Origin of the sequence: Ferviditalea candida (genome assembly GCF_035282765.1) — a bacterium.
GTDB lineage: Bacteria > Bacillota > Bacilli > Paenibacillales > KCTC-25726 > Ferviditalea > Ferviditalea candida.
On the sequence record NZ_JAYJLD010000006.1, the window covers coordinates 46299 to 60523 of the forward strand.

The following is a 14225-nucleotide window of genomic DNA, read 5'->3' on the forward strand; positions in this document are numbered from 1 at the left end:
AATCCCCCTTCATCTGCCGTTTTGTCCGCAAGCTTGTCAGCCTTTGCCGGATATGACCGGGCCATGCCGCATTGCCGCCAACTCATCGATCGCTTCCTGCTCCAGCTTCAGCATTCGTTCGGTAAATTTTTGCATCGCCCGTTCCCTGGCATTGCTCCATGCTTTTTCATCCTTCATTTTGTCCGACACAAGCGTTTGGCTGGAAACGACCCTCTGATTGGCCGCATTCACGTCCAGATGCTTATGCAGAATTTGCCGCTCCAAGTGACTGATGTAATCCTGAACCGCCTGCAAATCGCTGACCGTCGAGCTTTGACCTGCGCAAATCCCGTTCAGCCACTTTTGTTTTTCGGATTCCAAGCGGCTCAGCGAATCCTGTTCCTCCCGGAGTCGGAATATCGCTTTGGAAAGCTGCCATTCGGCCTGCGTTTTCTCATTCCCCTTCAGATCAACGATCTTTTGCAAGGCGTAACGAAATTCCGTCAAGGGTCTCAACTCCTATCCAAAATGCTCCATAAGCTGACTAAGCGCCTCGGCATAGTTCACTTTTTCATCGACTTTCTGTCTTGTATAATTCCATATTGAGGGCATGTATCGAATCGCCCTGTCGATTTCCGGACTGGAACCTTGCTGATACGCCCCGATATTGATAAGGTCTTCCGAATCTTTATAAACAGAGAGCATCCGCTTCAGCTTCTCCGCCGCTGCGAGTTGGTCGGACGGAGCAATATCTCTCATGACGCGGCTGATGCTCGACAGCACGTCAATCGCTGGAAAATGCCCTTTACTCGCAAGATTGCGGCTCAAAACGATATGTCCGTCCAAAATTCCTCTTACTGCGTCTGCGATCGGTTCGTTCATGTCATCGCCGTCCACCAGCACGGTATAAAATGCGGTGATAGAGCCTTTGGAGGCTGTTCCCGCCCTCTCCAGCAGCTTTGGCAAACTTGCAAATACCGAAGGCGTGTAGCCACGCGTTGCCGGAGGCTCCCCGACGGCTAGTCCGACTTCTCTCATGGCCATCGCGTAGCGGGTGACAGAATCCATCATGAACATCACATTCAAGCCGCGGTCCCGAAAAAATTCGGCAATCGACGTCGCAATCAGCGCGCCTTTTATGCGAATCAGCGCCGGTTGATCAGAGGTGGCAACCACCACGACGGATCTGGACAGACCCTCGTCTCCCAAATCCCTCTCGATAAAATCGAGAACTTCCCTGCCTCTTTCGCCGATCAGCGCTATCACGTTCACATCCGCGGAAGTGTTGCGCGCAATCATGCCGAGCAGTGTGCTCTTGCCGACACCGGACCCGGCAAATATACCGACACGCTGTCCCTTTCCAATCGTCAGCAAGCCGTCAATGCAGCGGACACCGACACTCATTGTCTCTAGAATTCTGGGACGTTTCAACGGATTGGTCGGTTCATTATAGGTGGAATAGCGAACCATCCCCGAAGACAGCCTGCTCCCGTCCAAAGGCTGTCCCAGCCCGTTCAAAACCTTGCCGAGCAGCTCGTGTCCGACGGACACGGTCAACGGTTCGCCTGTGCCGACCACTTCGCAGCCGGGGCCGATGGAATGAAGGTCGCCCAGCGGCATCAGAATGACTTTGTTGTCGCGAAATCCAACGACTTCGGACAAAATCGGACTGCCCGATTTGCCGGGATAAATATAGCAAACGTCCCCGATGCTGGCATCCGGTCCCTCGGATTCCACGGTAAGACCGATGATCCGGGTAACTTTTCCGTTAAATCGCAGCGGCTCAAGCTTATGAAGCATATCCAGGTATTTCCCGACACCGGGAAGTTTAATCTTCATGAAGCAAATCCCCGCTTTGTTCGGCAATTTTCAAAAGGGCGGTTTTTATTTCCGAGAGCTGGGTCTCAACTCTCGCATCGATGCTTCCGAAGGAGGTTCGAATCACGCATCCGTGATCCTTTATGCCGGAATCGGGCAGAATTTGCAGCTCTGCCTGGGAATCTACAACAAGCGCCAGCTCTTTATAAGCATCCTGAACAAATGAAAACTGCTCCGGAGCTACGCAGAGAACGACGGTGCCTTTTTGCTTCTTCCGCGACAGCGCCTTTTTGATCATTTCAAGGACCAAATCCCGCGAAATCGTCAATTGTTGATGAACAATCTTTCCGGCGATGGAACAGCTCAAATCCACGAGAAACGGTTCCGCTCCCTGAATGATTTCATCTCTTGCGGCATAAGCCTGCAGAAGCACTTGTCCCGCTTCTTCAATCATAAAAGCATACTGTGTCCTGATATCCGCCTCAGCGTTCTCCAAACCTTCTTGATAGCCTTGCGCATATCCGGCGGAACGGGCCTCGGCAACGGCCTGTTCGTCCTGAGAGCGCCGATCGTCCCACCACCGTTCGATCTCTTGACTGGTCTGTTCCTTCAGAAAGGCTGCTTCTTCCATAGCAGCTCGGATTTGCTCCTCCGCCGCCTGTTCAGCATCTCTCAAAATCTGTTCCTTCAGGATATTGGCTTGACTTATTTCGATTTGCTGTTCTGCAAAAAGACTGTTATCCGGTTGACTAAAACCTTTCATATCCACATTTGGCGTCTGCTGAATAACTTCGATCAGCTTCAAATCATCCAGGGCGATGTAGTGGGAAGATTTGATCAACCTAGACAATGATATCATCTCCTCCGCCGCGGGCTATGATAATTTCACCTGATTCCTCCAAACGGCGGATCGTGGAAACAATCCGTGTCTGGGCCTCTTCAACATCGCGAAGACGAACCGGTCCCATATACTCCATCTCTTCTTTGAAGGTTTCAGCCATTCGTTTGGACATATTGCGGAAAATCGATTCCCGGACTTCATCGCTGGCCACCTTAAGCGCAAGCTGCAAATCGGCGTTTTCGATATCGCGAATGATCCGCTGTATTGACCGGTTGTCCAAATTAACTATATCCTCAAATACAAACATCCGCTTCTTGATCTCTTCCGCCAGCTCGGGATCCTGAATCTCCAGCGAATCGAGAATCGTCCTTTCGGTGCCGCGATCGACGCCATTCAATATCTGCACGATCGATTCGATTCCGCCCGCCGACGTATAGTCCTGCGTAACTGTGGCCGACAGCTTCTGTTCGAGAATGCGCTCGACCTGAGTGATGACTTCGGGCAAGGTGCTGTCCATAAGCGCAATGCGCTTGGCCACGTCCGCTTGGATTTCCTGCGGGAGCGACGAAAGAATCACCGCTGACTGATCCGGCTGCAAGTAGGATAAAACCAATGCGATCGTCTGCGGATTTTCATTTTGAATAAAGTTCAGAATTTGCGCAGGATCCGCTTTTCGGGCAAAATCAAAGGGCCTGACCTGAAGCGTGGCAGTCAAACGGTTGAGAATATCCACCGCTCTTTGCGATCCGAGCGCCCGATCCAATATTTCTTTTGCATATGTGATGCCGCCCTGCGAGATGTATTCCTGAGCCAAGCAGATCTGGTGAAATTCATTCAAAATCGACTCTCTTTCGGAGCTGTCGACTTTCCTGACATTGGCAATTTCCAGAGTCAGCTGTTCGATTTCGTCATCATGCAAGTGCTTGAATATCTGTGCGGAAATTTCCGGCCCTAAAGTAATCAGCAGGATGGCTGCTTTTTGTCTTCCTGTCAAGCCCTGTTGCAACTTTACCATGAATGGCCCCCCTATTCTTCAACCAGCCACGTGCGAAGCAGCTCTACAAACTCTCCAGGCTTCTTCTTCGCCAGAGTTTCCAACTGCTTTCGGACTTGGCTTTCGCTGGATACTTGATCGATATCCAACGTAGGAAATTGGACCTGAGGCACTGCTGCGGTTTCTTCTTCCAGCAATCGTTGTTTTCTTCTTCTAAACACCAGAAAACCGGCGGTGAAGGCTGCCGCGAGCGCCAAAGCAGCACCCCCATAAACCCACGGATTATTCAACAAGCTCGGTGCGGGAGGCTCCGTTCTTCCGTCAAACGTGTGCGCGAGCACCAGCACTTTTTTGCCCAGCTCCTGATCGGTCAGGGTTTGTCCGCTGTCGGCCAACGAAGCTGCCACGATGTTCATCAAAATTCGCTTGATCGCATCCTGCAGTTCGGGCGTCAAGGAATTCGGATTATTCTTAACCGGCGGATCCACAGCCACATTGATCGTCAAATCCTTCACTTGATAAGGACTTGAAGCAATCTGATTGGAAATCCGGTTGACTTCATAATTCACTCTATCCTGGTTTTCCTCGGAGTTCGATTTTCCGTTGTTGGATGAAGTCGGATACCCTGGTATATCATTCGTTCCGGTTCCAGGAACCCCTCCGGCTGCGGCTCCTCCGTCGCTGGAATACGATTTTTGGATCTTTTCAACACTGATCTCGATCCCTTTTTGGTCAACCGTATTCACAGGCGTAACCAGCGATTGCGTACTGTTTTTCTTGTCGAAATTCAGCGAAGACACGACACTTACGACCACTTTATCGGAACCGATGATCGTCCCCAACAGATCTTTCACATTTTTGCGGATGTCATCCTCGTATTGTTTTTTGATTTGAAACTGCTGGGAAGCCAAGGTTGCCGTATTTTCAGCCCCTCCGTTTACCAAGGAGGAAGGCGAAAACTCCCCATTCTGATCGGAAATCGTAATGTTTTCAAGCGGAAGACTCGGGACACTGTGGGAGACCAGATTGTAAATCGTATCGATTTGGTGCTGGTCCGGCCTGTATCCCGCTTTGAAACGGATGACGACGGATGCTGAGGATTGATCCTTTTGATCACTCGCAAATACGCTTTGTTGAGCCAGGTTAATCAGCACCTTCGAGCTGACCACGCCATTCATCGAATTAATGATCTGCTGGATTTCACCGGCCTTGGCATCCAAGCTCAAAATATTAAATTCATTATCCGTCATGCCCAAGGAAGAAATATTGTCCCGAAAAATCCCGTAACCGAGGGAACCATTTTTCATCAGCCCCTGAGATTCCACATTGATTTTCACGTCAGTCGCATTGGTTTGGGGTACGCCGATGCTTTTTCCGTCTGCGCTTAATTTGTATGGGATTCCCTGTCCTTTCAAATATCCCGTAATCGCCGCCGCATCTGCCGAATCAAGGTCCGTAAAAGCGACGACATATTCAGTTCTGGAAAAAATATATGTAAGAATAATTATTACTATAAGGAGAAGGGCTACACCAGAAATTAGATACATCTTCTGTTTTTTCTCAAATCGGTTCCAATACTGCGTCGTTAGCCCCCAATATCGGGCAATTGTTTCATTCACTTCTGCACCCCACCCACATTTCTCTAGTCAGCCAAACTGCAGCGATCAGATTTGCATTCTCATGATTTCCTGATAAGCTTCAATCGCTTTGTTCCGAACCTGTACGGCAAGCTCTAATCCGAGAGAAGCTTTTTCAGAAGCGATCAATAATTGATGCACATCCTGCAAGTCGCCCGTAGCAAAACGTTCGGTCAGCTGTTGAACAGTCGTTTGCTGATCGTTTAATTTAGTGATGGCTTGATTCAGAAAGTCTCCGAATTGCTTGGAAACATCCGTTCCCGCTCCGCTTCCGGAAGCGTTCACCTTCGTTCCAATATTTGCTGTTTTCAAGGAAGGTATTGAAGTTATATCAATCACCTATAGGCCCCCTTTCAATCATTACCTGCCGATTTCCAGCGCCTTGTTCATCATCGCTTTAGTTGCATTGAGGGTCGTGACATTCGCCTCGTACGCCCTAGTGGCATCCATCATATCCACCATTTCTTTCAAGGTATCCACATTGGGCAGCAATACATACCCCTCAGCATCCGCATCCGGATGGTTGGGATTATAGACCCGTTTAAATGACGTTTGATCTTCCATAATCCGCGTTACTTTTACACCTTCACCAATCTGTGCGCCCATTGCCCTATTCAAAGCACCTTGGAAGGAGGACGGCTTATAAGGCTCCATCACGACAATCTTCCTCGCATAAGGAATCCATTTTCCATTTACCAGCTTGCCGCGGGTTGAATTCGCATTGGCAATATTCGAAGAGATTACATCCATGCGCAGTCTTTGGGCCGTCAGTGCTGAGGCGCTGATGTCAAAACCGTTCGCCAATCGCATCAATTATCACCTTCCTTGGGAAATTGCAATACGAAGCTGCTTCAGTTCATGATTCGTTTGCTGAATCAATACATTGTAGCTCAGCTGATTTTTGGCCATGGATGCCATCTCCGCATCGATATCCACATTATTGTTATTGTTGTTCATTGCGGAATGCTCATCAGTTACCACCGCAGGCTGAACAATCTCGGATGGAGCACTGCTGCCAATTTGAATATGCCGGGGATCTGTGCGATATCCGGAAAAGGTCATGGAGGATTGCTGCAATTCTTTTTTCAGCAGGTCCTCAAACTGGACATCGGATCTTTTGAATTGCGGTGTATCGACATTGGCGATATTGTTTGAAATCACTTTCTGCCTCAGTGCGGCTGCATCCAGCGAGCGCTCCAGCACGTTGAAGGTCAAGTTTTCGAACAATGACATTCGTCACTCCTACTTTCATCACTTATTTCCTAAACTTTCTATTCAACAAGGACGTTCGAATTTCCTCCTTGATTCGACAAAAATCTTACAAATCAACTGCAAGTTCGTGTTAAATCATGATGAAATTTGATAATTTATCCACTATCCTATGATCAAATAGCCGACATCAAATTACAATAAGAAAAAAGCACTATCTTGAAGGCATGAGAAGGCTAGGAAAAATATGAAAAAAGCCCTATCCCGAAATCAAGACAGGGCTTGTAACAAACGAAAGCATTGGAATTTAGACATCGCGATGAAATAACTCAACGCGAGCCCTTAAACTTTGACTTTCTCGAGTTCTTCCATGAGCTGGGGAATCAAGATCCTGATATACGTTCCCTTCATGCCCAATGACCGGGTTTCGATAACGCCCGCGCTTTCCAGCTTTCGAAGGGCATTGACGATTACGGAACGCGTGATTCCCACACGATCGGCAATTTTGCTGGCAACCAAAAGACCTTCCTTGCCTTTCAGTTCTTCAAAAATATGCTCAACGGCCTCCAGTTCGCTGAACGAAAGAGACCCGACCGCAACGGATACGACAGCCTTACTTCTGGCCTCTTCCTCGATTTCTTCTCCCCGCATCCGCAAAATTTCCACTCCGACGATTGTCGAACCGTACTCGGCAAGGATTAAGTCATCCTCGATGAATTCGCCTTCGGTTCTGGAGATGACCAACGTCCCCAACCTGTCTCCGCCGCCGACAATTGGGACGATAGTTACAAACGAATGCTCAAAAACCGGACTGATTTGTTCCACGAAAGCGTGATAAGGGCTGTCGCTTTCCCGATTGGAGCTCGTTTCCGAGATTTGCAGCAGAACTCGGTTGTGTTCCGCGGAAATGCGCCGACTGCTCATCAACATCTTTTGACCGGCGGAGACATCAAAGGGATTGGCCGTTGCATAGCCCAGAATTTTCCCTTTTCTGCTGATGACAAACACATTGGCGTTGATCGTCTTGCTTAGAACATCGGACATTTCCATGAAATTCAAGTGATGTCCCGCAGCTTTTTGCAGAAGTTTGTTCAAGGTTCTTGTTTTTGCTAATAGATTCATGTCCACTGCCTCCCGAAAATAGCGGCCGGTTCTATGACCAGCCTATTTTTTATGTGCAGCATCCACCGCCTTCCGGTTTAAGCCGGGGCTTTGTTTCTGCCGTGTGAACTATAGGATATATTGGCTTAAATCCCTGTTTTGGGATATATTTTCAAGCTTTTCCCTGACATATTCAGGCGTTATGATGAAGGCGTCCAAATTTAACTCAGGCGCTTCGAACGACAAATCCTCAAGCAGTTTTTCAAGAATCGTATGAAGCCGCCGCGCACCGATATTCTCCGTGTTCTGATTAACCTCCACCGCTATTTTGGCAATTTCTTTGATCGCTTCATCGGAAAATGTGACTTGGATTCCTTCTGTCTCCAAAAGCGCGGTATACTGCTTCGTCAAAGCGTTTTTGGGCTCCTTAAGGATGGAAATGAAATCTTCCATGGACAAATTGCTCAACTCTACCCGGATCGGAAAACGGCCCTGAAGTTCCGGAATCAAATCGGACGGTTTGGCAAGATGGAACGCCCCGGCTGCAATAAAAAGGACATGGTCGGTTTTCACGGCCCCATATTTGGACATGACCGTCGATCCTTCAACGATCGGCAGAATGTCACGCTGCACCCCTTCACGCGACACATCGGGTCCGGAGCCCTTGCCGGCGTTGGCAATTTTATCGATTTCATCAATAAAAATGATGCCGGTCTGTTCCGCCCGCTCGATCGATTCCTGAATGACCTCATCCATGTCGATCAAGCGCTGCGCTTCTTCTTGAATCAACACTTTTCTGGCGTCCTTCACCGCCAGCTTGCGCTTTTTCATCTTTTTGGGAAGAATATTGCCGAACAACTCCTGCATATTCATGCCGATTTGCTCGTTGCCCTGTCCCGAAAACATCTCGAACATCGACGGAGAGCTGTCTTCCACCTCAATCTCGACGACCTCGTTCTCAAGCTCCCCGTTGCGCAGTTTTTGAATGACCTTCGATCGTTTTTCTTGGACCTGCTGGTCCATTTCCTCCGTATCGTCGTTGTCCTGCGACTGGCCTCCAAACAGCATTTCCAGAGGATTTCGGTGATTTTTTTGCTTGGCCGCAGAAGGAACCATAAGCGACACTAATCTTTCGTTGGCGAGAGTCTCCGCGCGATCCTTGACTTTTTCGGTCTTTTCCGTTTTGACCATGCGGATGGCGGTCTCCACCAGATCCCTCACCATCGATTCCACATCTCTGCCGACATAACCGATCTCTGTAAACTTGGTCGCTTCGACCTTGACAAAAGGAGCGTTTACCAGTTTGGCAAGCCTTCTCGCGATTTCCGTCTTTCCGACACCGGTCGGACCGATCATCAGAATGTTTTTCGGGACAATTTCGTCGCGCATCGACTCTTCTAGCAGGCTGCGGCGGTAACGATTCCGCAAAGCCACGGCTACCGATTTTTTTGCATCCTGCTGGCCGACAATGTATTTGTCCAGCTCCTTGACGATTTGTCTCGGGGTCAGCGCTTCTTGTCTCAAGTTTGATCCTCCTTTATGTTGATTCCAATCCATTAATCAAGTTCCTCAACGATAATCTGGTTGTTGGTGTATACGCAAATTTCCGAGGCGATCTCCAAAGCGGCCCGGGCAATCTCTTTCGCATCCATTTGAGCGGCGTGTCTTTTCAGCGCCCTTCCAGCCGCCAAGGCGAAACTCCCTCCGGAACCGATCGCCAGAATGCCGTCGTCAGGCTCAATGATTTCACCGTTTCCGGAAACCAGCAGCAAACCTTGCTGATCCATAACAATCATCATCGCTTCCAATTTGCGCAGCACCCTGTCCTGACGCCAATCTTTCGCCAGTTCGACCGCAGCCCGCTGAAGATTTCCGTGATGCTCCTCAAGCTTTCCTTCAAACTTCTCAAACAGCGTAATGGCATCGGCGACAGAGCCGGCAAATCCGGCAATCACCCTGCCCCTGTACAGCCTTCTCACTTTTTTGGCCTGATGTTTCATGACCATACTGTTCCCGAAAGTGACCTGTCCGTCCCCGGCAATTGCCCCTTTTCCATTATGACGGATGGCGAAAATCGTTGTAGCGTGAAACGAGTAGCTCAAGTCGGAATCCTTCCTTTCTCCATGTCATGCTCTGGGATGCGCCCGGTTATAAATGGATTGAAGATGGTCTTTGGTCACATGGGTATAGATCTGTGTCGTGGAAATGTTGGCATGGCCGAGCAATTCCTGAACGGAACGCAAATCGGCGCCCGCTTCCAGCATATGGGTTGCAAATGTGTGCCTTATCGTATGCGGGCTGATTTTCTTGATTCCAGCCAGTTGGTCAATATATTTATCCAGCACCCGCCTGACGCTGCGATCGGACAATCGGCCTCCCCGATAATTCAGGAATAATGCTTTTTCGTCACTGCGCTTAGCCAGTTCCGGTCTTCCCCGCAATAAATAGTCCCGGATGGCCGATACCGCGTAATCACCCAAAGGGACATACCTTTCTTTGGCGCCTTTTCCGAATACCAAGGCAATGCCCCGCTCCAAATCGACCGATTGGAGATTGAGGTTGACCAGCTCACCAACCCGCATGCCGCCAGCGTACAAGGTTTCAAGCATGGCCGCGTCCCTCAAGCCGATCGGTATGGTGACGTCAGGAGTGAGAAGAAGAGAACGCATTTCTTCAATATATAGAAACTTCGGCAGTTTTTTTTCCAGCTTGGGCGTGCGGATGAAGCTGAAGGGACTGGCTTCAATATCCGCTTCCCGAAGCAGAAACAAGTACAAGGAGCGCAATACCGACAATTTTCTTGCGACACTGCGCTTGGCGTACTCCTTTGCGTGAAGTTCAGCCAGAAAGGTCCGTACGAGCACATGGGAAACGGCAGCAAAATCCGTGATATCCCGCCGCCTCAAAAAGTCTACGAATTGCCTGAGATCATGGTCGTAGTTATTCAATGTATGATTTGAGGCGTTCTTCTCGGCTTGAAGATGCCGGAGAAAACGTTCCACCTGCATTTCCAACACGCGTTTTCGCCACCCTCGTCGATCTTTGCCGATTTCTAGAACAATCTTATCGTATCATAGTACAGGTTTTATTTACAAGTTTCAATTGTGAAATTCTTTTGAAAATTCTGAATAGATTCCAATGCCCGCTGCGCAATACGTTCATTTTTCAATTTTTTATTGCGAATTTTCGTTTCAAGCGGCGGGAACAATCCGAAATTGGCGTTCATCGGCTGAAAGTTTGCGGGATCTGCCGTTGTAATATAATACGCCATGCTGCCGATCGCCGTTTCATTAGGGAATACGACGCATGATTCTCCCATCGCCAATCTGGCGGCATTGAAGCCTGCAATCAAGCCTGCAGCAGCTGATTCCACATACCCTTCTACTCCTGTCATCTGCCCGGCAAAAAACAGATTGCTTCTTTTTTTGGATTGGTAGGTCGGCTCCAACAGCTTCGGAGAGTTGATGAACGTATTGCGGTGCATCACCCCGTAACGGACAAACTCCGCCCCCTCCAAGCCCGGAATCAAGGAAAAAACCCGCTTTTGTTCGCCCCACTTCAAATGGGTTTGAAATCCGACCAGGTTATACAGGGTGCCTGCGGCATTATCCTGTCTCAACTGAACGACGGCAAAAGGAATTTTGCCCGTTCTCGGATCAATCAGTCCCACGGGCTTCATCGGACCAAACAGCACGGTTTGTTTGCCGCGTTTGGCCATCACTTCAATCGGCATGCAGCCCTCAAAGTAAATTTCTTTTTCAAAATCCTTGACAGGCACGGTTTCAGCGCTGACCAACGCCTCGTAAAATGCATCGAACTCTTCTTCAGTCATCGGGCAATTAATATAGGATGCCTCTCCTTTATCATATCTCGAGGCCAGATAAACCTTGCTCATATCAATTGAATCCTTCTCTACAATCGGGGCCGCCGCGTCAAAAAAATACAAATACTCTTCGCCGATCCACTCCTGAAGATGCTCGGACAATGCGGGCGAAGTCAGCGGTCCGGTCGCCACGACCGCAATCCCGTCGGGTATGCGGGTTACCTCTTCATTCCTCACCTCAATCAACGGGTGATTACGCAGCGCTTCGGTCACATCCGAGGAGAACGACTCCCGGTCCACGGCCAGCGCCCCGCCGGCAGGAACGGCATTGCGGTCTGCGCTTTGCATGATCAGCGAATTCAACTGCCGCATCTCTTCCTTGAGCACCCCGACCGCATTGGTCAGTCCGTTGGCGCGCAGCGAATTGCTGCATACCAATTCGGCAAATCGTTCGGTATGATGGGCAGGCGTTTTACGCAACGGCCGCATCTCATACAATACGACGGAAACTCCCCTGCTGGCAATCTGCCACGCCGCCTCGCTGCCCGCCAGCCCCGCGCCGATGACAGTCACTTTTTGCGTTTCAGTCACTGGTAAACCTCCATCTATCTTGAAAATTCGCTTCCGCCAAAATAACAATTCAATGCGAATTCTTCGAGGACGCGTCGCGTGCCGTTTTCATCATCCGCTGGTGCCATGGAAATGGCATGGGACGTCTCTGTTTCTCTATGCTTGCGCTTCTTCTTGAACGTCTTCTTTGTAATCGCATTTGGTGCACTGGATTTGCTCGTTGTTCCTGCTCTTTTTCACCACCATCAGAGATCCGCAGTTCGGGCACGGCTTACCCGACGGTTTGTCCCAGGAGACAAAATCGCATGTCGGATACTGGTCGCAGCCGTAAAAGATCCGTCCTTTTTTGCTGCGCCGTTCCACGATTTTTCCATTTCCGCATTGCGGGCATGTTACTCCGATATCCTTCACAATCGGTTTCGTATTTCGGCATTCGGGAAACCCGGAGCAAGCAAGGAATTTGCCGAATCGGCCCATTTTATAAACCATCGGACTTCCGCATTTTTCACAGACTTCATCGGAAACCTCGTCTTGAATTTCAATTTCCTTCATTTCCTCTTCGGCGACGGTCAGCCGTTTTTCAAAGGTTTGATAGAAGGAATCCAAGACCTGCACCCAATTTTCCCGCCCTTCTTCCACTTGGTCCAATTCATCCTCCATGCGAGCCGTAAATTCCACATTGATGATTTCCGGGAAAAATTCCTCCATCAATTGAATGACCAATTCTCCCAGCTCCGTCGGGAAAAATTTCTTTTCCTCCATAGCCACGTAACCGCGCTTTTGAATGGTTTCCAAGGTGGGGGCATAGGTGCTCGGTCTGCCGATCCCCAATTCCTCTAAAACCTTGACCAGCCTAGCTTCGGTATACCTTGGCGGCGGTTGGGTGAAGTGCTGCTTCGGATCGATTCCGAGGTTCTCCAGCCGGTCTCCGGTCTTAAGCGGCGGAAGCAGTTTGTCTTCTTCCACGGTATCATCGTCATTCCCTTCTACATACAGCTTCATGAAGCCGGGAAATTTTACGGTGGAGCCGTTCGCTTTGAATGTGACGCTGCCGGCCTGGATATCGACCGCAACCGTATCCAAGACGGCTGAAGCCATCTGGCTGGCCAAGAAACGTTCCCAAATCAGTTTGTACAGGCGATATTGGTCGCGGCTCAAATGCGGCTTGACTTGTTCCGGTTCGAGCGCCGCCGAAGTCGGCCGGATGGCTTCATGCGCATCCTGCGCGTTTGCCCCTTTTTTCAAATAATTGCGGGGGGTTGCCGGGATGTATTTTTCGCCGTATTTGTCAATAATGAAGTTTCGGGCCTCTTCTTGCGCAACCGGAGAAATCCGCGTGGAATCCGTACGCATATAAGTGATCAGCCCCAGAGTTCCTTGCTTGCCCAAATCGACGCCTTCATAAAGCTGCTGTGCGACGGACATTGTTTTGTGGGCGCGGAAATTCAACTTTCTCGCCGCTTCCTGCTGCAGCGAGCTTGTAATGAACGGAGGCGACGGATTTCTGAGACGCTCGCGCTCTTTTACCTCCCCCACCGTATAAGCCGCGTTGCCGATTAGAGCAAGAATTTCTTTGACCTCCCGCTCATTATGGAGATCCTTCTTTTCGCCACCGATTCCGTAAAATTTCGCTTCAAATCCGGAGCCGCCGGAGGATAATTTGGCTGTGATGGTCCAATATTCTTCGGGAATGAATTTTTTGATTTCATTTTCCCTGTCGTAGATGAGTTTGACCGCTACCGACTGCACCCTGCCCGCGGACAAGCCCTTTTTTACTTTTTTCCACAGCAGGGGACTGATTTTATAACCCACCAGCCGGTCCAAAATCCTTCTCGCCTGCTGCGCGTTGACCAGATCCATATTGATTTGGCGGGGCGATTTGAATGCATCCCTGACCGCCTGCTTGGTAATTTCGTTAAACACGACCCGGCAGGGCTGGTCCTGCTCCACTTCCAAATAATGTGCCAGATGCCATGCGATGGCTTCTCCTTCGCGATCAGGGTCAGCGGCCAGATAAATGTTCTTCACTTTTTTGCTGGCATCCTTAAGTTCCTTAAGAATCGAGCCCTTGCCCCGAATCGTGATATACTTCGGTTCAAAATTCCTTTCGACCTCAACGCCGATTTGGCTTTTCGGAAGATCGCGGATGTGACCCATGGAAGCTTTAACTATGAATTTATTTCCCAAGTACTTGCTGATCGTTTTTGCTTTAGCCGGTGACTCGACAATGACTAATGAATCCGCCACAGGTTC

At 49.5% G+C, this 14225-nt stretch carries 14 protein-coding genes; all 14 read right to left on the bottom strand.

The window, feature by feature from the left end; translation table 11 throughout:
* Positions 1 to 36: 36 nt before the first annotated feature.
* Entirely contained in the window at positions 37 to 486 is a 450-nt protein-coding gene (fliJ, locus tag VF724_RS05785) for a flagellar export protein FliJ (protein WP_371753280.1), read from the bottom strand.
* Between the two features lie 12 nt (positions 487 to 498).
* A complete protein-coding gene (gene fliI / locus VF724_RS05790; protein WP_371753281.1) occupies positions 499 to 1818 on the bottom strand; it encodes a flagellar protein export ATPase FliI in 1320 nt (439 codons plus the stop codon).
* Positions 1808 to 2656: a FliH/SctL family protein gene (locus VF724_RS05795; RefSeq protein WP_371753282.1), complete on the bottom strand. Its 849-nt coding sequence runs from the start codon at positions 2654 to 2656 to the stop codon at positions 1808 to 1810. The genes fliI and VF724_RS05795 overlap by 11 nt, the downstream gene beginning before the upstream one ends.
* Complete coding sequence (gene fliG, locus VF724_RS05800) at positions 2640 to 3653, bottom strand: flagellar motor switch protein FliG (RefSeq protein WP_371753283.1); 1014 nt, start codon at positions 3651 to 3653, stop codon at positions 2640 to 2642. Before fliG ends, VF724_RS05795 begins: the two co-directional genes overlap by 17 nt.
* Before the next feature lie 11 nt (positions 3654 to 3664).
* A complete protein-coding gene (fliF, locus tag VF724_RS05805; RefSeq protein WP_371753284.1) occupies positions 3665 to 5251 on the bottom strand; it encodes a flagellar basal-body MS-ring/collar protein FliF in 1587 nt (528 codons plus the stop codon).
* Between the two features lie 45 nt (positions 5252 to 5296).
* Positions 5297 to 5554 (bottom strand): flagellar hook-basal body complex protein FliE, encoded by a 258-nt coding sequence (gene fliE / locus VF724_RS05810; RefSeq protein ID WP_503473102.1) that lies wholly within the window; start codon positions 5552 to 5554, stop codon positions 5297 to 5299.
* Between the two features lie 75 nt (positions 5555 to 5629).
* Positions 5630 to 6079, bottom strand: coding sequence for a flagellar basal body rod protein FlgC (flgC, locus tag VF724_RS05815; RefSeq protein ID WP_371753384.1), 450 nt, complete (start codon positions 6077 to 6079; stop codon positions 5630 to 5632).
* A 6-nt stretch (positions 6080 to 6085) separates the two neighbouring features.
* Positions 6086 to 6502 (bottom strand): flagellar basal body rod protein FlgB, encoded by a 417-nt coding sequence (gene flgB, locus VF724_RS05820; protein WP_371753286.1) that lies wholly within the window; start codon positions 6500 to 6502, stop codon positions 6086 to 6088.
* 318 nt (positions 6503 to 6820) lie between these two features.
* Complete coding sequence (gene codY, locus VF724_RS05825) at positions 6821 to 7600, bottom strand: GTP-sensing pleiotropic transcriptional regulator CodY (RefSeq protein ID WP_371753287.1); 780 nt, start codon at positions 7598 to 7600, stop codon at positions 6821 to 6823.
* A 108-nt stretch (positions 7601 to 7708) separates the two neighbouring features.
* Positions 7709 to 9103 (bottom strand): ATP-dependent protease ATPase subunit HslU, encoded by a 1395-nt coding sequence (gene hslU, locus VF724_RS05830; RefSeq protein WP_371753288.1) that lies wholly within the window; start codon positions 9101 to 9103, stop codon positions 7709 to 7711.
* 32 nt (positions 9104 to 9135) lie between these two features.
* Positions 9136 to 9681 carry an ATP-dependent protease subunit HslV gene (gene hslV / locus VF724_RS05835; protein WP_371753289.1) on the bottom strand — a complete coding sequence of 182 codons (546 nt, stop codon included), beginning with the start codon at positions 9679 to 9681 and terminating at the stop codon, positions 9136 to 9138.
* Positions 9682 to 9705: 24 nt separating this feature from the next.
* Positions 9706 to 10587: a tyrosine recombinase XerC gene (xerC, locus tag VF724_RS05840; protein WP_371753385.1), complete on the bottom strand. Its 882-nt coding sequence runs from the start codon at positions 10585 to 10587 to the stop codon at positions 9706 to 9708.
* A gap of 77 nt (positions 10588 to 10664) precedes the next feature.
* Positions 10665 to 11993, bottom strand: a complete 1329-nt coding sequence (gene trmFO / locus VF724_RS05845) for an FADH(2)-oxidizing methylenetetrahydrofolate--tRNA-(uracil(54)-C(5))-methyltransferase TrmFO (RefSeq protein WP_371753290.1) — start codon at positions 11991 to 11993, stop codon at positions 10665 to 10667.
* A 135-nt stretch (positions 11994 to 12128) separates the two neighbouring features.
* Positions 12129 to 14219 (bottom strand): type I DNA topoisomerase, encoded by a 2091-nt coding sequence (gene topA / locus VF724_RS05850; protein WP_371753291.1) that lies wholly within the window; start codon positions 14217 to 14219, stop codon positions 12129 to 12131.
* Between the last annotated feature and the right edge of the window lie 6 nt (positions 14220 to 14225).

What these genes read in the sequence shown, in the direction of transcription:
- flgB (WP_371753286.1), bottom strand. Translation starts at nt 6,502, where the DNA reads ATGTCATTGTTCGAAAACTTGACCTTCAACGTGCTGGAGCGCTCGCTG.
- VF724_RS05795 (WP_371753282.1), bottom strand. Translation starts at nt 2,656, where the DNA reads ATGATATCATTGTCTAGGTTGATCAAATCTTCCCACTACATCGCCCTG.
- fliG (WP_371753283.1), bottom strand. Translation starts at nt 3,653, where the DNA reads ATGGTAAAGTTGCAACAGGGCTTGACAGGAAGACAAAAAGCAGCCATC.
- fliI (WP_371753281.1), bottom strand. Translation starts at nt 1,818, where the DNA reads ATGAAGATTAAACTTCCCGGTGTCGGGAAATACCTGGATATGCTTCAT.
- flgC (WP_371753384.1), bottom strand. Translation starts at nt 6,079, where the DNA reads ATGCGATTGGCGAACGGTTTTGACATCAGCGCCTCAGCACTGACGGCC.
- codY (WP_371753287.1), bottom strand. Translation starts at nt 7,600, where the DNA reads ATGAATCTATTAGCAAAAACAAGAACCTTGAACAAACTTCTGCAAAAA.
- xerC (WP_371753385.1), bottom strand. Translation starts at nt 10,587, where the DNA reads ATGCAGGTGGAACGTTTTCTCCGGCATCTTCAAGCCGAGAAGAACGCC.